Annotated in this window: 16 protein-coding genes; 2 read left to right on the top strand and 14 right to left on the bottom strand. The window is 64.1% G+C overall.

Going from position 1 to position 19,897, the window contains the following annotated elements; translation table 11 throughout:
• The first annotated feature begins 46 nt into the window (after positions 1-46).
• Positions 47-1,891 (top strand): aminopeptidase P family protein, encoded by a 1,845-nt coding sequence (locus NKL04_RS04010; protein WP_023688043.1) that lies wholly within the window; start codon positions 47-49, stop codon positions 1,889-1,891.
• A gap of 155 nt (positions 1,892-2,046) precedes the next feature.
• On the opposite strand, the gene NKL04_RS04005 is transcribed toward NKL04_RS04010, so the two are convergent.
• Both NKL04_RS04005 and NKL04_RS04000 read right to left on the bottom strand, forming a co-directional pair.
• Positions 2,047-2,343: an AzlD family protein gene (locus tag NKL04_RS04005; RefSeq protein WP_023688042.1), complete on the bottom strand. Its 297-nt coding sequence runs from the start codon at positions 2,341-2,343 to the stop codon at positions 2,047-2,049.
• The gene (locus tag NKL04_RS04000) at positions 2,340-3,068 is read right to left on the bottom strand and encodes an AzlC family ABC transporter permease (protein WP_023699600.1); all 729 of its coding nucleotides are present in this window, start codon (positions 3,066-3,068) and stop codon (positions 2,340-2,342) included. Before NKL04_RS04000 ends, NKL04_RS04005 begins: the two co-directional genes overlap by 4 nt.
• A gap of 115 nt (positions 3,069-3,183) precedes the next feature.
• Here NKL04_RS04000 and NKL04_RS03995 point away from each other — a divergent pair, with 115 nt between their 5' ends.
• Positions 3,184-3,942 carry an SDR family NAD(P)-dependent oxidoreductase gene (locus tag NKL04_RS03995; RefSeq protein WP_023688040.1) on the top strand — a complete coding sequence of 253 codons (759 nt, stop codon included), beginning with the start codon at positions 3,184-3,186 and terminating at the stop codon, positions 3,940-3,942.
• A 22-nt stretch (positions 3,943-3,964) separates the two neighbouring features.
• Here NKL04_RS03995 and NKL04_RS03990 read toward each other — a convergent pair whose 3' ends face one another.
• The 12 genes from NKL04_RS03990 to murG form a co-directional block, all read right to left on the bottom strand.
• The gene (locus tag NKL04_RS03990) at positions 3,965-4,657 is read right to left on the bottom strand and encodes a DUF2461 domain-containing protein (RefSeq protein ID WP_023688039.1); all 693 of its coding nucleotides are present in this window, start codon (positions 4,655-4,657) and stop codon (positions 3,965-3,967) included.
• Positions 4,657-6,861 carry an NAD-dependent DNA ligase LigA gene (ligA, locus tag NKL04_RS03985; RefSeq protein WP_023699601.1) on the bottom strand — a complete coding sequence of 735 codons (2,205 nt, stop codon included), beginning with the start codon at positions 6,859-6,861 and terminating at the stop codon, positions 4,657-4,659. Before ligA ends, NKL04_RS03990 begins: the two co-directional genes overlap by 1 nt.
• Before the next feature lie 111 nt (positions 6,862-6,972).
• Entirely contained in the window at positions 6,973-8,646 is a 1,674-nt protein-coding gene (gene recN, locus NKL04_RS03980; protein WP_023697015.1) for a DNA repair protein RecN, read from the bottom strand.
• Positions 8,647-8,864: 218 nt separating this feature from the next.
• On the bottom strand, positions 8,865-9,734 hold the full coding sequence (locus NKL04_RS03975; RefSeq protein ID WP_023668284.1) for an outer membrane protein assembly factor BamD: 870 nt from the start codon (positions 9,732-9,734) through the stop codon (positions 8,865-8,867).
• A 263-nt stretch (positions 9,735-9,997) separates the two neighbouring features.
• Positions 9,998-10,945 carry a UDP-3-O-acyl-N-acetylglucosamine deacetylase gene (gene lpxC, locus NKL04_RS03970; RefSeq protein WP_023668283.1) on the bottom strand — a complete coding sequence of 316 codons (948 nt, stop codon included), beginning with the start codon at positions 10,943-10,945 and terminating at the stop codon, positions 9,998-10,000.
• Positions 10,946-11,216: 271 nt separating this feature from the next.
• Positions 11,217-12,875, bottom strand: coding sequence for a cell division protein FtsZ (gene ftsZ, locus NKL04_RS03965; RefSeq protein ID WP_023699603.1), 1,659 nt, complete (start codon positions 12,873-12,875; stop codon positions 11,217-11,219).
• A 66-nt stretch (positions 12,876-12,941) separates the two neighbouring features.
• On the bottom strand, positions 12,942-14,249 hold the full coding sequence (gene ftsA / locus NKL04_RS03960; RefSeq protein ID WP_023699604.1) for a cell division protein FtsA: 1,308 nt from the start codon (positions 14,247-14,249) through the stop codon (positions 12,942-12,944).
• On the bottom strand, positions 14,246-15,187 hold the full coding sequence (locus tag NKL04_RS03955; protein WP_023699605.1) for a cell division protein FtsQ/DivIB: 942 nt from the start codon (positions 15,185-15,187) through the stop codon (positions 14,246-14,248). Before NKL04_RS03955 ends, ftsA begins: the two co-directional genes overlap by 4 nt.
• A complete protein-coding gene (locus NKL04_RS03950) occupies positions 15,175-16,101 on the bottom strand; it encodes a D-alanine--D-alanine ligase (protein ID WP_023668279.1) in 927 nt (308 codons plus the stop codon). The genes NKL04_RS03955 and NKL04_RS03950 overlap by 13 nt, the downstream gene beginning before the upstream one ends.
• Before the next feature lie 303 nt (positions 16,102-16,404).
• Positions 16,405-17,370: a UDP-N-acetylmuramate dehydrogenase gene (murB, locus tag NKL04_RS03945; RefSeq protein WP_027050618.1), complete on the bottom strand. Its 966-nt coding sequence runs from the start codon at positions 17,368-17,370 to the stop codon at positions 16,405-16,407.
• A complete protein-coding gene (gene murC, locus NKL04_RS03940; RefSeq protein WP_023668277.1) occupies positions 17,367-18,773 on the bottom strand; it encodes a UDP-N-acetylmuramate--L-alanine ligase in 1,407 nt (468 codons plus the stop codon). Before murC ends, murB begins: the two co-directional genes overlap by 4 nt.
• On the bottom strand, positions 18,773-19,897 hold the full coding sequence (gene murG, locus NKL04_RS03935) for an undecaprenyldiphospho-muramoylpentapeptide beta-N-acetylglucosaminyltransferase (protein WP_023699607.1): 1,125 nt from the start codon (positions 19,895-19,897) through the stop codon (positions 18,773-18,775). The genes murC and murG overlap by 1 nt, the downstream gene beginning before the upstream one ends.

Raw genomic sequence — 19,897 nt, 5'->3', positions numbered from 1 at the left:
TTTCCGGGTCATGCGCTACGGTCGCGCCCGATACAGGAGGCATACCATGTTCCAGACCTTCGATTCCGCAGGCGACCCCAGCGTCGGCAAGCCGCGCGTGACGTTGCTACGGCGATGGCTGGCGGATAATGGCCTCGACGGTTTCCTTGTGCCGCGCGCGGACGAGCACCAGGGCGAGTATGTCGCCGATCGCTCGGCGCGGCTGAAATGGTTGACCGGCTTCAGCGGCTCGGCCGGCGTAGCACTTGTGCAGCGTGACCGCGCCTTCATGTTCGTCGATGGCCGCTATACCTTGCAAGTGCGCCACGAAGTCGATCTCGACATTTTTGCAAACGAGAGCCTGGTCGACAACCCGCCGGCCTCCTGGATCAAGGACAATCTCGGCAAGGGCGCCAGGCTTGGCTTCGACCCCTGGCTGCACACGATCGCTGAGGTCAAGGCGCTGAAAACCTCGGCCGAGCAATCCGGCGCGACGCTGGTGCCGCTCGACAGGAACCCGATCGACATCATCTGGAAGGATCAGCCGGCGCCGCCCGTGGCGCCAGTCGAAATCCACCCGATCGGCTTTGCCGGGGAACTCGCCAAGGACAAGCTGGCGCGGCTGGCGGCGGTAATCGGCAAGGAGGGCGCGTCACACGCCGTGCTCACCGACCCCTCCTCGATCGCCTGGGCCTTCAACATCCGTGGCGGCGACGTGCCGCACACCCCGCTGGCGCTCGGCTTTGCGATCCTTGCAGCAGATGGCAAGCACCAGCTGTTCATGGACCAGCGCAAGTTTTCGCGCACGGTTGCCGCCTATCTCACCCAACTCGCCGATCTGTACGAGCCCGGCGAATTCGAGGCGGCGGTCGCAGCCCTTGCCAAGGGCGGCGCCAAGATCGCGCTCGATCCGGTACTGGCGGCGGAAAAGCTGAGAATGCTGGTCGAGGACAATGGCGGCACATTTGTTTCAGCAGCCGATCCCGCCCGCATTCCGCGCGCCACCAAGAACCAGGCGGAAATCGCCGGCAGCCGCGCCGCGCACCGCCGAGACGGGGCGGCGGTGGCGAAACTGCTGTGCTGGCTGGAACGGCAGAAGCCGGGCACACTCGACGAAATAACCGTTGTCACCAAGCTGGAGGAGGTGCGCCGGCAGACCGGCGAGGAAACGCAGATGCCGCTGCGCGACGTCTCCTTCGACACCATTTCCGGCAGCGGCCCGAACGGCGCCATCATGCACTACCGCGTCTCGCGCGCCACCAACCGCGAGCTGGCAAACGGCGAGCTGTTCCTGCTCGATTCCGGTGCCCAGTATCAGGATGGCACCACCGACATCACCCGCACCGTGCCGATCGGCCAGCCGACCGAGGAGATGCGCGAGCGCTTCACGCTGGTGTTGAAGGGCATGATCGGCATTTCCACGCTGCGCTTTCCCGCCGGCACGCGCGGCTCGGAGATCGACGCGGTGGCGCGCATGGCGCTGTGGAAGCATGGCTGCGACTTTGCCCACGGCACCGGCCACGGCGTCGGCTCCTATCTGGCCGTGCATGAAGGGCCGCAGCGCATCGCCCGCACCGGCACCGAAAAGCTGATGGCCGGCATGATGCTGTCCAACGAGCCCGGCTATTACAAGGAAGGCTCCTACGGCATCCGCATCGAGAACCTGATCCTGGTGACACCGGCTGAACAGGTGGAGGGCGGCGACATCGCCATGCACGGTTTCGAGACGCTGACGCTGGCGCCGATCGATATCAGGCTGATCCGCACCGACCTGTTGACGCGCGAGGAGTTGCACTGGCTGGATATTTACCATGCCTGGGTGCTGGCCGAGATCGGCCCGATGCTCGACGGCGAGACGCTGGCCTGGCTGGAGAAGGCGACGGCACCACTGCCGCATGATGCCAAGATCTGAAATGAGCTTCTTTCTCCCCGTCACTATACGGGGAGGTGAGGAGCGGTCCGCGAAGCGGACGAAAAGCCAATTGCTTGGCTTTTCGAGTGACGAACGCCCGGCAGGGCAATGAGCGGCGGCGCCGACAGTTCGAAACTGTTCCGCGCGCAGGCGCCCTATGCCACAAACTGCCGGGCGAGGATCAGCACCACCGCCCCGGCCAGAAACATCGCCATCAGGCCGCCGCGCAGCGAGACCACAGCGGCGACGACCAGTGCCGCCCATTCCGCCGGTCCGGCGCTGAGTGCGGCGGGCGCCACCAGCGTCGTCAGCACCGCCGCCGGCACTGCGTTCAAGCCGGCCTCGACGCGTGGATGGATGTGGTCGAAACGCGAGATCACCAGATGGCCGCCGACGCGGGTGAGATAGGTGGCGAGCGCGCCGGCAATGATGATCCACAAAGTCGCGCTCATCGTTTTGCCTCCACGCCGCTATGGTGCGGCGGCAGGATGACGGCCAGAAGCACGCCGGCAGCGGCGCCGACGGAGACGTGCCAGGGCGATCCCACAGTTTGGTAGGCAATGATCGACGCGGCGGCGCTGGCGATCACCACCGGCAGCCAGAGCGGCCGCTTGCGAAAGCCCATGACCAGCCCGAGGAAATAGATCGGCAGCATGAAATCGATGCCAAGCGCATGCGTGTCGGGGATCAGCTTGCCGAAAACCGCGCCCAGCGCGCTTTCGATCCCCCAGAACACATACACCGGCAGGCCAAGGCCCATATACCAGGCAAAGCCAACGGTCTCGCCGGCTTCGGCCTTGCGCTCCGCCACCGCGAACTGCGGATCGGTGAGCACGAAATAGCCCAGCGCTTGGCTGATAACCGGCCAGTGCGCGATTCGCCGGCCGATGCTGGCGGAGTAAAGCACGTGACGGAAGTTTACCGCGAAGATCGACAGCACGATCAGCCATGGCGCGACATGCTGGCCGAACAATTCGATGCCGACCATCTGGCTGGCGCCGCCGAAGATCAGCGCGCTCATCAAGAAAGCTTCGAGAACGGAAAAGCCGTTGTCGACGGCGATGGCGCCGAACAGCAGCCCAAATGGCGCCGCGGCGACAACCACCGGCATCGACAGCCGCACGCCGTCCCAGAAGTCGCTGGCCACGGAATTTTCGCTTAAGGTCTCTGCCGACATGTCACATTCCCATCTCGCGCTGCTATGTAGGAGCCGGCGTTTGAAAAGTCAGACGAATTCGCTTGAGCCAACAAATCAGCGAAACTGATGTTGTAAAAACAGGTAAGGGGTTCGGATGATCGCTTATGATTTCACCGGCAGGCACGCAGTCGTCACCGGCGCCGGTGGCGGCATGGGCGAGGCGATCTCGCTGGCGCTGCTCGAGGCCGGCGCCTCGGTCACCGCCATCGACGTCAAGCCGCGTCCGGCGTCGCTTGCCGCCTATGACGACCGGCTCACCTTTGCCCAGGGCGACCTTACCGACGCCGCCTTTGTCGAGCAGACCATCAATGCCGCGGGCCGCAAGCGCGGCGGCATCGATTATCTCGCCAATGTCGCAGGCGTGCTCTGGTTCGGTCGCGACAAATCGGCCCTCGAGATGGACCTCGATGTCTGGGACCAGGTCTTCAACATCAATCTGAAATCCTTCGTCCACACCGCGCGGGCGGTGGTTCCCCATATGCGGGCCGGCGGACGCGGCGGCGCCATGGTGCACTTCTCCACCATCCAGTGGTATCGCGGCGATCCGACCCCGCAGGATGCCTACCAGGCATCGAAGGCCGGCGTCTGTGCGCTGTCGAAGTCGCTCGCCATGCAGTTGGCGGGCGATGGCATCCGCTCCAATTCGATCTGCCCGGGCATGGCGTTGACGCCGCTGCAGGCGCGCTGGGACACCGAGGAGAAACGCGCGGCCGTTGCCAATTATGCGCCGCTCGGCCGCATCGGCACGCCGCAGGACATGGCCAATGCCGCGCTATTCCTGCTTTCCGATGCGGCAAGCTACATCACCGGCATCGAACTGGCAGTCGACGGCGGTCTTTTGATGCGGATGTAGCCGTGCAGTGCGCCGGGCTGATTTAGCTCCGCGGTGCCGTGCCCTGGATCGCCCTGCCCCAGTCAAGCAGCGGCTTGGCGCGCAAGGCGAAATCGACAAGCTCGTCGACCAGCGTCGGCGCGTGAATTCCAGCCGGATCGATCATGTGCTGGACATAGAAGTGCCGGTTGCGGATGGCGTCGACAAGATCGGGTTCGTTGACCTGCTCGAAGCCACGCGGCGTGCGCTTCATGCGGCCCTCGGTTTCAAGTTCGAAGCCGTTTTTCTTCAGCGTTGAGAGCAGTTTTCGGAACTCGGCCGGCCGGGCGACGATCGCCTTGCGCATCGCCAGCAGCAGGGACGGCTCCGGATTCCACCAGGCGACATCGGCAAAGCAGCGGTCGATCCCGACATAGACGAAGAACACGCCCTGCTCCATCTTCGTGCCATCCGGCGACAGCATGGCCGACAAATGCTGGTTGTAGGGCCGCTTGTCCTTGGCGAAGCGCACGTCGCGGTTGATGCGAAACAGTGACTTCTTGCGGTCTCCGCGCAAGCCCAGACCCGCCGCCGCGAAGCGCTCGGTCAGCGTCTCGACCAGATCGCAGAACGGCTCATGCAACTCGCTGTCGTAAAGCGCGCGGTTTTCCTGGAACCATTCGCGGCTCTGGTGGAAGTCGAGCGCCTTGAGGAACGGTAGGGCCTTTTGCCCGAACCCTTTGAACGAACCGGCCATCACGCCTTGCCGACCCGTTGCAGCCAGGTGTCCTCGTCGATGACTTCGACGCCGAGTTCGCTGGCCTGCTTCAGTTTGGAGCCTGCGCCCGGCCCGGCCACCAGCAGATCGGTCTTCGCCGACACCGAACCCGCCACCTTGGCGCCGAGCCGTTCGGCCATCGCCTTGGCTTCGGAGCGTGTCATCTTTTCCAGCGTGCCGGTGAAGACGATGGTCTTGCCGGCAACCTCGCTGTCGGCCGACACGGTGACGACATACGGCTTCGGCTTGACCTGTTCGAGCAGTCTGTCGAGCACGTCGTCATTGCGTTCATTGCCGAAGAAATCGCGCAACGCATCGATCACCGTGTCGCCAATGCCGTTGATGGAGGGGAAGACGCTGTGCGGATCCTCAGCCGCCGCCGTTTCCTTGCCGACGCGGATCAGCTGCTCGATGGTCGAAAACGTCCGGGCAAGCACGGCCGCCGTCGTTTCGCCGATATGGCGGATGCCGAGTGCGAAGATGAAGCGGTCGAGCTCCGGCTCGCGGCGCGAATCGATGGCCGCGAACAGCTTGTCGAGGCCTTCATAATTGCGGTCCTCGACACCGCGCACATTCTTGCGCGCCTTGCCCGATGCCGCCTCGCGCTGCCTGGCCTGCTCCTCGCGCCGCTCGGCCAGCGCCCTGGTGACGGCCGGGCGGCGATCCCTGAGGGTGAAGATATCGGCGGCGGTCTTGACCAGTCCCGAATTGAAGAACAGGTCGATATTCTCGGCGCCCAGCCCCTCGATGTCGAGCGCGCCGCGCGACACGAAATGACGCAGCCGCTCCACGGCCTGCGCGGCGCAGATCAGCTCGCCGGTGCAGCGCCGGCGCGAATCCTCCTTGCCGGTCTTCTCGTTGATTTCGCGCGTCGCCGGCGAGCCGCAGACCGGACAAATGTGCGGGAATTCGTAAGGCACCGCATCAGCCGGCCGCTTGTCGACGACGACGCTGACGATCTGCGGAATGACATCGCCCGCCCGTTGTATGACAACCGTGTCACCGATGCGGACATCGATGCCGTCGCGAATCGGCAAGCCGTTGCTGTCAAAACCCTTGATGTAGTCCTCATTGTGCAGCGTGACGTTTTCGACCACCACGCCGCCAACCGTGACCGGCGCCAGCCGCGCCACCGGCGCCAGCGTACCGGTACGACCGACCTGGATGTCGATCTTCTGCACCGTCGTCATCGCCTGTTCGGCCGGGAATTTGTGCGCAACGGCCCAGCGCGGCTCACCGGTGACAAAGCCCCAGCGACGCTGCAATTCCAGCTGGTCGACCTTGTAGACGACACCGTCGATGTCGTAGCCGAGCGACGAACGCAGCTCCTCGATCTTGTGGTAGTGCGCGATCAGCTCCTCGACCGACTTCGCCCGCACCATCAATGGGCTGACCTTGAACCCCCATTCGGCGAATTTCTGCACCGAATCATATTGGGTCGGCGCCGGATCCGCTGTCGTGTAGCCCCAGGCATAAGCAAAAAATTTAAGATTGCGGCTGGCGGTGACGGACGCATCCTTCTGTCGCAAGGAGCCCGCTGCCGTATTGCGCGGGTTGACATAGTCCTGGCCGCCCACCGCCGCCGAGCGGGCCTTCAGTGCCTCGAATTCCGCATAGGTCATGTAGACTTCGCCGCGGATCTCGATGGTCTCGGGCCAGCCCGATCCTTTGAGCTTGGCGGGGATGTCGGCGACGGTCCTGAGATTGGCGGTGATGTCCTCGCCGACAGCGCCGTCGCCGCGCGTAGCACCCTGCACGAACACGCCGCGTTCATAGCGCAGCGACGCCGACAGTCCGTCGATCTTCGGCTCGGCCGTAAACGCGATGTCGAGATCCTTGTCGCGGTCGAAGAAGCGCCGGCCACGCTCGATGAAATCGGTGACGTCCTCGTCTGTGTAGGCCTTGGCGAGGCTGAGCATCGGCACCGCATGGCGCACCTTGGCAAAGCCTTCCGCCGGCGCGGCGCCGACCCGCAGCGAGGGCGAATCCTCGCGTACCAGACCGGGAAACCGCTCCTCGATGGCAAGGTTGCGCCGCCGCAGCGCGTCATATTCCGCGTCCGTAATCGTCGGCGCGTCCTCGGCATGATAGCGCCTGTCATGACCGGCGATCTCCTCGGCCAGCCGCTGGAGCTCATCCGCGGCTTCGCTTTCGCTCAACGATTCGACTGGCTTTTCAGACATGCAGCGGTCCCTGGACAGTGGCGCGACACCATAAATCAGGATTTCGGAAAAAGCATTCCTGAACAGCGGGATGGAGCCATATCCTGACTCAGTCCGAAAGCCTTGCGACGACTACGCTGCAGCAATATTCTCGCGTAGCAGCCGTTCGGCGGCTGCGCGCGCCTCTTCGGTGATGGTGGCGCCGGCCAGCATGCGCGCGATCTCTTCCTGGCGCGCCGCCCGGTCCATTTCGGCGATGCCGGTGGCGACCTTGTCCGAGCCGCCGGATTTGGAGATCAGGAAATGCGTTGCCGCGCGTGCCGCCACTTGCGGAGCATGCGTGACCGACAGCACCTGCACGCGCTTCGACAGCCTGGCCAGCCTTTGGCCGATCGCATCGGCCACGGCGCCGCCGACGCCGGTGTCGATCTCGTCGAAGACCAATGTCGGCGCCGAGCCACGGTCGGCCAGCGCCACCTTGAGCGCCAGCAGGAAGCGCGACAGCTCGCCGCCGGAGGCGACCTTCATCATCGGCCCAGGCCTGGTGCCGGGATTGGTGCGCACCCAGAACTCGACCTGGTCGATGCCTTCTTCCATGCGGTTCTCGCCATCGCTGGCCAGTTCGACGATGAACTCGGCCCGTTCCAGCTTCAGCGCTGGCAGCTCGGCCATGACAGCCTTGGTCAGCCCGACCGCCGCGGCATGGCGAAGCGAGGACAGCTGGGCTGCGGAGATATCGTAGGCCTCGCGCGCCGCCGCGGCCTGCTTTTCCAGGACATGCAGGCGCCCCTCGCCGGCATCGAGATCGGCAAGGTCGGCCAACATGGTGTCGCGCAGTTGCGCCAGATCGTCGACAGCGACACTGTGCTTGCGTGAGGCCGCACGCAGCGAAAACAGCCGCTCCTCCGCCTTCTCCAGCCGCTGCGGGTCGTATTCGGTAGCGCGCAGTGCCGCCTCGACGCCCGATTGCGCTGCATCCAGCGACAGCATCGCCTCATCCAGCGACTTCACCACATCCTCGAGCAGGCCCGGCGCTTCGCTGGCCTTGCGCTGCAGGCGCCGGAGCAAACTGGCCAGTTGCGGCAGTGGCGAGGACGGGCCTGACAGCACATCCTGCGCATCGTGTATTTCCGAGGCGATCTTTTCGGCCCGCATCATCGTGGCGCGCAATTCGGCCAGTTGCGTCTCTTCGCCGGGCTGCGGATCGAGCTTTGCCAGTTCCGCCACCGAGGCCCTGAGATAATCGGCCTCGCGCGCCGCCGCCTCGACCTTGGCGCGGTGCCTGACGAACTCCTGCTCGGCGCCACGCCAGTAGCGCCACGCCTCGCCGGTCGCGCGGGCAGCGCCCAGATGGCCGCCAAAACTGTCCAGCAATTCGCGATGGGCGCCGGGATCGACCAGAGCCCGCTCGTCATGCTGGCCGTGGATCTCGACCAGCGCGTGGCCGATGTCGCGCATCAGGGTGACGCTGGACGGCTGGTCGTTGACGAAGACACGGGTGCGGCCATCCGCGGTCTGCAGCCGGCGCAGGATGATGTCGCCGTCATCCTCGATGGCGTTTTCGGCCAGCAGCGCGCGCACCGGGTGGTTGCGCGGCACATCGAAGACGGCAATGACCTGGCCCTGTGCCGCGCCGTGGCGCACCAGCGAGGCGTCGCCGCGCGCGCCAAGCGCCAGCGACAGCGCGTCGAGAAGGATGGATTTGCCGGCGCCGGTTTCACCGGTCAGCACGGAAAGGCCGGGCTGGAAGTCGATATCCAGCTTCTCGATCAGGACGATATCGCGGATCGACAGTCTGGAAAGCATCAGAACCCGGACCTCAAGCAATTCCGGGAAAAGTGCGTAGCGGTTTTCCGTCCGGAATTGCGTAGAACAAAAAGTTAGGACGGTTCAGCGCCTCAATCAAACCACTGAACCGCTGTGAAGCGGCATGCGACCGATGGAGTCGCAGCGCCGCACTATCTTTTTGTTTGAGCGTCGGATCAATCCGAAAAGCGCGTTCCGCCTCAGTCGATGCTCGGGCGTCAGGCGCCGGTGATCAGCTTGCCGGCCTTGGATATCCACGATCCGGCATTCTCGCGCGGCTCAAGCCCGTTGCTCTGCAACAGCTTGTAGGTATCCTTGTACCATTGGCTGTCGGGATAATTGGTGCCGAGCACAGCAGCGGCGGTTTGCGCTTCCGAGGTCAAGCCCATGGCGTAATAGCTTTCGGCCAGACGCGCCAGCGCCTCTTCGACATGGCGGGTGTTGGAATAGTTCTCGACAACGTTGCGGAAGCGCTTGACGGCAGCAATGTATTCGCGCCGCTCGAGATAATAGCGGCCGATCTGCATCTCTTTGCCGGCCAGCTGGTCGTTGGCGAAACGGATCTTTTCCTTGGCGTCGTCGACATATTCCGACGTCGGCCAGCGCGTCACCAGATCCTGCATCGTCTGCACGGTCTGGCGTGCTTCCTTCTGATCCTGGGTGACGTCCTTGATCTGCTTGTAGTAGCTCAGCCCGATAATATACTGGGCGTAAGCCGCGTCGTCGGTCGACGGATAGAGCGTGAGATAGCGCTTGGCCGAGCCGATCGCTTCGTCATAACGGCCGGCGCGATAGTCGGCGAAGGCGCCCATCACCATCGATTTGCGGGCGAATTCCGAATAGGGGTGCTGGCGGTCGACGGCGTCGAACTTCTTGCTCGCCTCATCCAGGCGGCCGGCATTGAGATTGGCAAGGCCTTGATTGTAAAGGACGTCGGCCGGTTCGGTCTGGTCGACATAGGTCGACAGGTCGACGTCTTTCTCGGACGACATGCAGGCCGAGAGGAAGAGCGATGGCACAACCACCGAAAGCGCCAGGAAAACAGCCCGATACGGCGCTTTCGATTGACCAACTCGCTTGAAGAACATGATTGGATTGCGCCCTTTCGGCGTTAGTTCAATGCCTTTCGCATGGCGTTCCCTCAAAACTGATCCCCACTTTTGAGCGACATGCGCCTAACAGACGGCAGCAGCCATAAACCATAACTGCCTTGCCCAGCAACGCTATGTCTAGCCAATCGCACATTTTTGTGGCGGCTTGGTGTTGCCCCGAATGCTACGCACTTTCACTGGCCGGTGATGCTTTCGTGCAACACCGGCCAGCGTTCAGAGAGCCAGAAAATCGTTAAGAATCAGATCACCCAGGGCGCAAAGACAGGGCCGGTGACGGCGCTCATCTCGGCGGTGCGGCCGCGCTCGCGGCGCGTGGTCTCGACGACCTCGAAGGCCGAACGGTCGGACAGAAGCCGCCGCAAAGCAGCCGCATTCATCCGGTGACCGCCGCGATAGGAGCGGAAGCAACCGATGAAACGGGCGCCGGCCAGCGCCAGATCGCCCATCGCGTCCATCGTCTTGTGGCGAGCGAACTCATTGGGGTAGCGCAGGCCGCCCATGTTGATCACCCGGTTGTCGTCGCCGATCACCAGCGAGTTCTCCAGCGAGGAGCCCAGCGCATAGCCGGCCGCCCACAGCCGCTCGACATCCTTCATGAAGCCGAAGGTGCGGGCGCGCGCGATATCCTGGCGAAAGATGTCGGGGTTGATGTCGGAGGCGAATAGCTGGCGGCCGATCGCCGGGCTTTCGAAATCGATCTCGACCTCGAAGCGCGTGCCGCTATAAGGCCTGAACTCGGCCCAGGACGCGCCATTCTCGATGCGGACGGGCTTGACCACCCTGATGTAGCGGCGCTTGACCGCCAGCGTCTCGATGCCGGCTTGGTCGATGGCTTCCACGAACGCCACCGCACTGCCATCGAGGATCGGAACCTCATGACCGTCGATCTCGATGACGATGTTGTCGATGCCGAGCCCGAAAAGCGTCGCCATCAGATGTTCGACGGTGGCGATATGCTCGCCTGCCGGATCGCCGAGCATGGTGCAGAGATCGGTCGCGCCGACTTCAGCAACCAGCGCGCGGAACTCGCGGCTCTCGCTTCCGTTCGAAAGGTGGAAGAGCACGCCGGTGTCGGCGTCCGCAGGGAGGAAATTGACGGTGACCGGTTTGCCGCTGTGAACGCCGGTACCGGTCAGCGTTGCACGCGATTTCAGTGTCGTCTGATAGTCTTGCAAGACAAACCCCATAGCCCAAACGCCTAAGTCCGCTTTAACCCAAAAGGCGCGGCTCTTTTTTATCGGCAGGCAGGGCCACTTCCCCGAATCCCAGCACACCGAAAGTGCTGCGGCAAAGATAATGGTCTGTCAGGGAGACTCCAAATCACGGTTTCTTACTCTGTGTAACCGCGACAGACCTTGAGCGTCACATCGTAACGCCTTGTTATTAAACCACTTTAAACGTTAACAGGCAGACAATCTCTCGTCTGCCTGTTAACAAGTGTTACATACCGTTAACGGCTCAGTTGGCCTGGCGGCGCAGGAAAGCCGGTATCTCCAGCTGGTCGTCTTCCTGGGTCGACCTGGTCTGCGGCGTCAACCGGCCCTGATCGTCGAGCTGGCCGCGGCGCGGCGCGTAAAGCTGCGGATCCTGGCTGGCAAGGCGGCGCATTTCCGGCGCCGCCTGGCGCAGTTTCGGTTCGCGCGGCTGAGCCGGCTGCAACCGGGCCGGCTCTTCTTCGCGGCGCGTCAGCCCGTTGGTCAGCCGCTTGAGCAGCCCCATCGGCCCGCTGTTTTCATGGTCGGCCGGACGGCCCTTGGCTTCCACCTCGGCCCGCACCACCGGCGGAAAATCCTCCACCCGCGGCATGCGCTGCGGTGCGGCAGCCACCGGCTGCGGCATTTCCCGGATCGGCGCCGGTTGCATCACCTGCTGCACGACAGGCTGCGGCTGGGCAGGCGGGGCCTGGAAGATCTTGCTCTGCGGGCGGAAATCTTCCGCCTGGGCCATCGGCGCCGGACGAGCCATTGCCGCCGCATTGGCCTCGGCAAGCTGGATCGCCTCGGCCACCGGATCGGCCGCGCGCTGCTCATAGGTCTGCTGCTGGACCGGTGCCGGACGGCCTTCCGCCCCCGGAGCCGCTGGGCGGCTGACCGGCTTCTGCTGCGGCGGTACGGCCCGGATCGAGATCGGCGCCGCGGCAATTTCAGCTGCCGATTTGTCGATGCCGGTGGCGACCACCGAGACGCGGATGACGCCTTCGAGTTCCTCGTCGAAGGTGGCGCCGAGGATGATGTTGGCGTCCTGATCGACTTCCTCGCGGATGCGGGTCGCGGCCTCGTCGACTTCGAACAGGGTCAGGTCGCGGCCGCCGGTGATCGAGATCAGCAGGCCCTTGGCGCCCCTCATCGAGGTCTCGTCGAGCAACGGATTGGCGATCGCCGCCTCGGCCGCGGCCATCGCGCGGCCCTCGCCCGAAGCTTCGCCGGTGCCCATCATCGCCTTGCCCATTTCGCGCATCACCGAACGCACGTCGGCGAAGTCGAGATTGATCAGGCCTTCCTTGACCATCAGGTCGGTGATGCAGGCAACACCGGAGTAGAGCACCTGGTCGGCCATGGCGAAGGCGTCGGCAAAGGTGGTCTTGTCATTGGCCAGCCGGAACAGGTTCTGGTTGGGGATGACGATCAGGGTATCGACACATTTCTGCAGCTCCTCGATGCCGAGATCCGCCGTCTTCATGCGGCGCTGGCCTTCGAAATGGAACGGCTTGGTGACGACGCCGACGGTGAGGATACCCCGTTCGCGCGCCGCGCGGGCAACCACGGGAGCCGCACCGGTTCCGGTGCCGCCCCCCATACCGGCGGTGACGAAGCACATATGGGTGTTGGAGAGATGATCGATGATCTCATCGATGCACTCTTCCGCCGCCGCACGGCCCACTTCAGGCTGCGAGCCGGCGCCGAGCCCCTCGGTGACATGCGCGCCGAGCTGGATCAGCCGCTCGGCCTTCGACATGGTCAGCGCCTGTGCATCGGTGTTGGCCACGACGAACTCGACACCGCGCAAGCCCGCGGTGATCATGTTGTTGACGGCATTGCCGCCGCCGCCGCCGACACCGAATACGGTGATCCGCGGCTTGAGCTCGGTGATGTCCGGCTTTTGCAGATTGATCGTCATTGTCTCCGTCCTTTGCCTTTCCCGCCGCTTCGCCGCCGCGGCCGCCTATGGGGCTGTCCCCGTCAATTAGAAACTGTCTCTCAACCACTGACTCATGCGATGCAGTTTTCCGCCCGTCCCGGTCATCCTGAGACCGGAAATTCCTTTCGCCGGATGGCTCTCGAAGCTCGCCATCTGCGGATAGATCAGCAGCCCGACCGCCGTCGAGAAAGCCGGCCCCTTGGCAGCTTCCGGCAGGCCCGCCACGCCGAGCGGGCGTCCGATGCGCACATTGCGTCCCAGAATGCGGCGCGCCGCCTCAGGGAGACCCGCAAGCTGGCTGGCGCCGCCGGTCAGCACGACGCGTTTTCCCACGGCATTGCCGTAGCCCGACCTGTTCAGCCGGTCGCGCAACAGTTCCAGCGTCTCGTCGATGCGGGCGCGGATGACGCGCGTCATCACCGAGCGCGGGATCTGCAGCGGCATCTCGCCGTCTTCGCCGATCGGCTGGATCGAGACCAGGTCGCGATCGTCGGCACTGCCAGGCAGCGCCGAACCATGCATCACCTTCAGCCGCTCCGCGGCGTCGAGCGAGGTCGACAGGCCCTTGGCCATATCGAGCGTCACATGATTGCCGCCGATGGCAATGGCATCGGCGTGGACGAATTTGCCTTCCGAAAACACCGAGATGGTCGTCGTGCCGCCGCCCATGTCGATGCAGGCCGCACCCATTTCCAGTTCGTCGTCGACCAGGGCCGCAAGCCCGCTGGCATAGGGCGTCGCCACCATGCGCTCGACCGAAAGATGCGAGCGGTTGATGCAGAGCTCCAGATTGCGCAGCGGCGCGGCATCGCCCGTCAGCACATGCATATCGACGCCGAGTTGGTCGCCGACCATGCCGCGCGGATCGCGCACGCCGCGCTCGGCGTCCAGCGAAAAGCCGACGGGCAGCGAATGGATCACGTCGCGTTCGGCCTTGAGCGCCTGCTTGGCGCCGGCGGCAAGCACGCGCTTGATGTCGGCTTCGTCGGCCTGATGGCCACCGAGATTGATGGTGGCCGAATAGGTTTCGCTCTTCAGCCGGCCGGCCGTCATGTTGACGATCAGCGAATCCACGGTCAGTCCCGCCATGCGTTCGGCTGCGTCGACGGACAGGCGAATGGCGTGCTCCGCGCGGTCGAGATCGACGACCACGCCCGACTTCACGCCTTGCGATTTCTGGTGGCCGATGCCGATCACCTGGATGCGGTGCGAGCGGCCGCGCAACAGCTTGCCGTCCTCGCGCGGCTTCAGTTTCGCCACCACGCAGCAAACCTTGCTTGAGCCGACATCCAGCACGGTGAGCGTGCCGGAACGCCGCGAAGAGGCATCGCTGTTGCCGCCAAGCCAGCTCATATCTTCGTCCCCGACTTGCGCTTCAGATTTTGCGGCTTTTCATTGAGCGCGGCCCGGCGCTGCGTCGCCGCTTCCGGCGTCAGCTGCACCACCAGGCGATCGGAGATGCGCATGTCGACGGCGGCGATGTCCCGCGTCAGAAGCCCGTTGTCGTGGTCCATCCGAACCAGATCGGCGATCGCCTGATCCTCGCCATCCTCGGGCAGCTTGATCGTGATGCCGTTTTCCAGCTTAAGGTCCCAGCGCCGTTCGCCGATGCGGATATAGCCTTTGACCCGAGCCGCGAGCTCGGGAAATTTGTTGATCTTGGCCACGAAGTCGGGGGCCTTGGCCGGCGCGCCGGTGCCGATGATCAGCGGCAGCAGCGCCTGCTTGCCGCCGGAGAACGGCGCGATCACCGCGCCGGAGCGTTCGATGACCGAAAGCTCCGCGCCCTGCTGCCAGAGCGCGAAGGGCTCGCGCTCCTCGACACGCACTTCCAGCGTATGTGGATAGACCTTGCGCACCGCCGCCACTTCGACCCAGGGCAAGGTATCAATACGTTCACGCGCGGCCTCGGCATCGAAGCCGATCAGTGACGTCCAGCCGTCGAGCTCGAGCCGGTCCAGTATGTCGATCTCCGAAGTCTGGCGGTTGCCGACCACCTTGATCTGGTCGACGGCAAAGCCGGTCCGGGCGGTGATGCTCTGGACGATGTCGTCGGCATGACCGCCGAGAATGGCGCCATAGAGGCTGCTTGATGCAATGAGCGAAGCCGACAGGATGGCCGCGGAAAAGCGCGGCGCGACGAAGTCGCCGCCGCCCAGGCGCGCCAGCACGCGCACCGGCCGGCGCAGCACGCGCGGCAGCACGAAATGGTCGAACGACAACGGCATGCCGAACAGCGCCGGCCCGGCGCCGCCCCTGCCCTTGTCCTGCCCCCATTTCAACGCAGACACGAAGCGTCCTCCACCATCCAACTCAACAATTCGCCAAACGAGTGCCCGGCCTGGGCGGCGATTTCAGGCACCAAAGACGTCGGCGTCATGCCCGGCTGAGTGTTGATCTCGAGCCAGACAATCTCGCCGTTTTCGGAGTGACGGTCGTCATAGCGGAAGTCCGATCGGGAAACGCCCCGGCAGCCGATAGCCAGATGTGCCTTGAGCGCCAGTGTCTGTATTTTTTGGTAAATATTTGATGAAATTTTAGCAGGGATTTCGTGTTTTGATCCGCCGGCGACGTATTTTGAATCATAGTCGTAGAAGGAATGGCCGGTCGGAATGATCTCGCAGACGCCGAGCGCCACGTCGCCCATGACGGCGCAGGTCAGCTCGCGCCCATGGATGTAGCGCTCGACCATGACGGTCTCGCCATATTTCCATTCGGACGAGCCGATGACCTGCGGCGGATGCGACTGCCCTTCATGCACGATGACGACGCCGAAGCTTGAGCCTTCATTGACCGGCTTGACCACGTAGGGCGGCTTCATCGGATGCTTGTTCTGGATGGCAAAGCGGCTGGCAACCTTCGATTCCGCCACCGCGATGCCGGCAGCCTTGGCGACCTTCTTGGCTTGCTCCTTGTTCATGGCGAGCGCCGAGGCGAGCACGCCCGAATGCGTGTAGGGAATGGCCAGATATTCGAGGATGCCCTGGATGGTGCCGTCTTCACCGAACGGGCCGTGCAGTGCGTTGAAGACGACATCGGGCTTGAGTTCGGTGAGCACGGCGCCGACATCGCGCGCAACATCGACGCGGGTAACCTGGTAGCCTTCATTCTCAAGCGCATCCGCACACGCCTTTCCCGAAGACAGAGACACGGGCCGCTCGGACGAGAATCCGCCCAGGAGGACAGCCACATGCTTGTTCTTCATATCCCGTCATCCCTCTCACGGCGGGCCCGCAACCACGCATTCAGCGACCAGATTGAGTCCGAGTCTCCCGGCAGGTTGCCCCCCCAGACGGAAAACGCGGTCGACGCGTCGAACGACTCAAATCAGGAAACGCTTTAAGGCAGAGAATCAGAGAGTTGATTCGCTGGCAAGTGCTTATGATTCCGACAGATTCACTTTCCGCGAAAACGGCCGGAAAAAGCGTGTTGTGAGTCTTTGGAGCAACGGTGGCGCTGTTGTTTCAGACCGTTTGAAGTTCAAGCATCACATGAACTTCAGCTTGCGCTAAAGAAGCTGTCCGAGGAATTCCTGCACGGCATGGCCGGGGCGGAAATTGCCGAGCCGCTTGATTTCCCACTGCAGGCGGATGCCTGAATTTTCAAGCACGCGGGCGCGCACCGTCTCGCCGAGATATTCGAGGTCGTATCCGGTCGCTGTTCCGGTGTTGATCATGAAGTTGCAGTGCATCGGCGACATCTGCGCGCCGCCGATCATCAGCCCGCGGCAGCCGGCCTTGTCGATTTCCTTCCAGGCCGAGGTGCCTTCCGGATTCTTGAAGGTCGAGCCGCCGGTCTTCTCGCGGATCGGCTGCACCGTCTCGCGATGCGTCTGGACGGCGTCCATGGCCGCCTTGATCGCCTCCTGGTCTTCCAGAACACCTTCGAAAACGGCGGAGGTGAAGATCAGCCCGGCAGGTGCGGCCGAGTGACGATAGGCATAGCCCATGTCTTCATTGCTGAGGGTGTGGAGATTGCCCTTGCGGTCGAGCGCCCGAACCTCGACGACACGTTCCCGCGTCTCGACGCCATTGGCGCCGGCATTCATCCTCAGCGCCCCGCCGATGGCGCCGGGAATGCCGTGATAGAAATGAAAGCCGCCAATACCGGCCTCATAAGCGACGGCCGCGACGCGCTTGTCGGGCGTCGCAGCACCGGCCTTGATGACGGTCGGCGAAACCACCTCGGCTTCGCCAAAGCCCTTGGCCGAAAGCCGGATGACGAAACCCGGAATGCCGCCGTCGCGCACCAGGAGGTTGGAGCCGACACCGACGATGGTGAGCGGGATGTCCTCCGGCACGGCGCGCAGGAAGGCAGCCAGATCCTCCTCGTCGGCCGGCTGGAACAGGGCGTCCGCCAGACCGCCGGCGCGGAACCAGGTGATCTTGTCCATCTCGGCATTGGGCGTGATGCGGCCGCGCAGGCCGGCAAGCCGGTCGCCAAGTTTGTCGAGCAGGTCCTGGCCGCGCATCATGAGACGGTACCGCCGAGTTCCCCAGGCAGCGCATAGGCCCATTGGGTGATGTTGCCGGCGCCCAGGAAGATGACGAAGTCGCCCGGTTTCGCCAACGCGCGGATGACGGGCGAAATCGCGGCAGGGGTTTCGACGTAGCGCGCATCGCGATGGCCCCCGGAGCGGATGCGCGACACCAGCGCCTCCGAGGTCACGCCGTCAATCGGCTCCTCGCCCGCCGCATAGACCGGCGCCACCATCACCGTGTCGGCATCGTTGAAACAGACCGAAAACTCGTCGAACAGATCGTGCAGCCGGGTGAAGCGGTGCGGCTGCGCAATGGCGATGACGCGGCCCTTGGTGGCGCTGCGCGCCGCTTTCAACACCGCCGTGATCTCGACCGGGTGGTGGCCGTAATCGTCGAAGATGTCGACGCCGTTCCACGAGCCGGTGTGGGTGAAGCGCCGCTTGACGCCGGCAAAGGACGACAGCCCTTTCTTGATCGCTTCGGCCGATAGGCCGAGTTCATGCGCGACCGCAATTGCGGCGGTGGCGTTGGAGACGTTGTGGCGGCCGGGCATCGGCAGCCGCAGATCCGATATCGTCGTCTGGCCGCCGGTCTTGCGGTCGCGGATCACCACGTCGAATGCCGAGACGGCACCGGCCATGCGGTGGTTGGTGAAACGCACATCGGCCTGCGCGTTCTCGCCATAGGTGATGACGCGGCGGTCCTCGATGCGGCTGACCAGCGCCTGTACTTCCGGATGGTCGGTGCACATCACGCCAAAACCGTAGAACGGCACGTTCTCGACGAATTGCCGGAACGCCTCGCGCACCTTGTCGAAACTGCCATAATGGTCCAGATGCTCGGGATCGATGTTTGTGACGACGGCGATCTCGGCCGGCAGCTTGAGGAAGGTGCCGTCGCTTTCGTCGGCTTCGACCACCATCCACTCGCCATCGCCCATACGGGCATTGGTGCCATAGGCATTGATGATGCCGCCATTGATCACCGTCGGGTCGAGCCCGCCGGCATCGAGCAGCGTCGCCACCATCGACGTGGTTGTGGTCTTGCCATGCGTGCCACCGATCGCGACCGCCTGGCGGAAGCGCATCAGTTCGGCCAGCATCTCGGCCCGGCGCACGATCGGCAGCAGTTTTTCGCGCGCGGCCTTCAGCTCGGGATTGGATTTCTTGATCGCGGTGGAGACGACCACCACTTCGGCCGCGCCGATATTCTCGGCCTTGTGGCCGACAAAGCATTCGATGCCCTTGTCGCGCAGCCGCTGGACATTGGCGCTGTCGGCCTGGTCCGAACCCTGCACCTTGTAGCCGAGATTGTGCAGAACCTCGGCGATGCCGCTCATGCCGATGCCGCCAATGCCGATGAAATGCACAAGGCCGATGGTCTGCGGCATCTTCATCAATGCGTCCCTTTCCTGAAATCCGAAACGGTTTTTCTGGACGCAATAGCCTCTGTGAGATCAGCGAGCAACCGCGCCGCGTTCGGCCGGCCAGCCGACTTCGCTCCGGCAGCCATGGCCGTCAGCCGCTCGGGAGTGTCCATCAGCCCGCCAATGAGAGCCGCGATGCGCTCCGGCGACAGTGACGATTGCGGATGCACCTCGCCGCCGCCCGCCGCGGCAAGGGCGGCTGCGTTCGCCGCCTGATCGTGATCCAGCGCATAGGGATAAGGCACCAGCAGCGCCGGCCGGCCGATGACGGCGATCTCCGAAACCGTCGAGGCGCCGGAGCGCGAGATCACCAGATGCGCCGCGCCCATGCGCTGTGCCATATCGGTGAAGAAGGGCGAGACCTCGACATGGACGCCGAGTGCCGCATAGCCAGCCTTCACCCGCGCCACGTCGTCGGCGCGGGCCTGCTGGGTGATCACCAGCCGCTTGCGCTGCGCCTCCGGCAGAAGTGCGATCGCCGTCGGCATGGCGTCGGAAAAGAACTGCGCGCCCTGGCTGCCGCCGAACACCAGGAGCCTGAACGGATCCGCCCCTTTGGATGCGGTGTAAGGCGTCTTGGCCGCCTCCAGGATTGGCGGCCTGACCGGATTGCCTGTCGTCACCGTCTTGGCGCCTGTGGCACTTTCATCTTGCGGCAGGAAGCCGCCGGCAATGGCATCGACGCGCCCGGACAGCGCCCGGTTGGCGCGGCCCATCACTGCGTTCTGCTCATGGATCAGCGTCGGCAGCTTGCGCCGCGTCGCGGCATAGAGCGGTGGCAAGGTCGGATAACCGCCAAAGCCGACGACCGCATCAGGCTTGATCCTGGCCATGACGGCGGAGGCCTGGCGCACGCCGCGCCAGATCTTCCAGAACGCGCCAAGCAGCGCGACAGGGTTTTTCGAGCCCATCGTCGCCGACTGGATCGGATGGATGGCGGCGGCCGGGAAATGGCCGGCAAAGCGCTCGGCGCGGTCGTCCGTCGCCAGATGCACGCCCCAGCCGCGCTCAATCAGCTCATGCGCCAGCGCCTCGGCCGGAAACAAATGTCCACCGGTTCCGCCAGCCGCGAGAAGGATCACACCCCGCGCCAT

It is taken from the genome of Mesorhizobium sp. C264A, assembly GCF_040324515.1.
Lineage (GTDB): Bacteria > Pseudomonadota > Alphaproteobacteria > Rhizobiales > Rhizobiaceae > Mesorhizobium.
The sequence above is the reverse complement of the archived record's forward strand: the minus strand, read 5'-3'. Positions and strand labels throughout refer to the sequence as shown.

Excerpts from the sequence above, each read along its gene's own strand:
- NKL04_RS03975 (WP_023668284.1), bottom strand. The coding sequence starts at position 9,734 with ATGTTCTTCAAGCGAGTTGGTCAATCGAAAGCGCCGTATCGGGCTGTT.
- ligA (WP_023699601.1), bottom strand. The coding sequence starts at position 6,861 with ATGTCTGAAAAGCCAGTCGAATCGTTGAGCGAAAGCGAAGCCGCGGAT.
- murB (WP_027050618.1), bottom strand. The coding sequence starts at position 17,370 with ATGATGCGCGGCCAGGACCTGCTCGACAAACTTGGCGACCGGCTTGCC.
- recN (WP_023697015.1), bottom strand. The coding sequence starts at position 8,646 with ATGCTTTCCAGACTGTCGATCCGCGATATCGTCCTGATCGAGAAGCTG.
- NKL04_RS03990 (WP_023688039.1), bottom strand. The coding sequence starts at position 4,657 with ATGGCCGGTTCGTTCAAAGGGTTCGGGCAAAAGGCCCTACCGTTCCTC.
- murG (WP_023699607.1), bottom strand. The coding sequence starts at position 19,897 with ATGGCGCGGGGTGTGATCCTTCTCGCGGCTGGCGGAACCGGTGGACAT.
- NKL04_RS04010 (WP_023688043.1), top strand. The coding sequence starts at position 47 with ATGTTCCAGACCTTCGATTCCGCAGGCGACCCCAGCGTCGGCAAGCCG.
- lpxC (WP_023668283.1), bottom strand. The coding sequence starts at position 10,945 with ATGGGGTTTGTCTTGCAAGACTATCAGACGACACTGAAATCGCGTGCA.
- ftsA (WP_023699604.1), bottom strand. The coding sequence starts at position 14,249 with ATGAGCTGGCTTGGCGGCAACAGCGATGCCTCTTCGCGGCGTTCCGGC.
- NKL04_RS03995 (WP_023688040.1), top strand. The coding sequence starts at position 3,184 with ATGATCGCTTATGATTTCACCGGCAGGCACGCAGTCGTCACCGGCGCC.
- ftsZ (WP_023699603.1), bottom strand. The coding sequence starts at position 12,875 with ATGACGATCAATCTGCAAAAGCCGGACATCACCGAGCTCAAGCCGCGG.
- NKL04_RS03950 (WP_023668279.1), bottom strand. The coding sequence starts at position 16,101 with ATGAAGAACAAGCATGTGGCTGTCCTCCTGGGCGGATTCTCGTCCGAG.
- NKL04_RS04000 (WP_023699600.1), bottom strand. The coding sequence starts at position 3,068 with ATGTCGGCAGAGACCTTAAGCGAAAATTCCGTGGCCAGCGACTTCTGG.
- NKL04_RS04005 (WP_023688042.1), bottom strand. The coding sequence starts at position 2,343 with ATGAGCGCGACTTTGTGGATCATCATTGCCGGCGCGCTCGCCACCTAT.
- murC (WP_023668277.1), bottom strand. The coding sequence starts at position 18,773 with ATGAAGATGCCGCAGACCATCGGCCTTGTGCATTTCATCGGCATTGGC.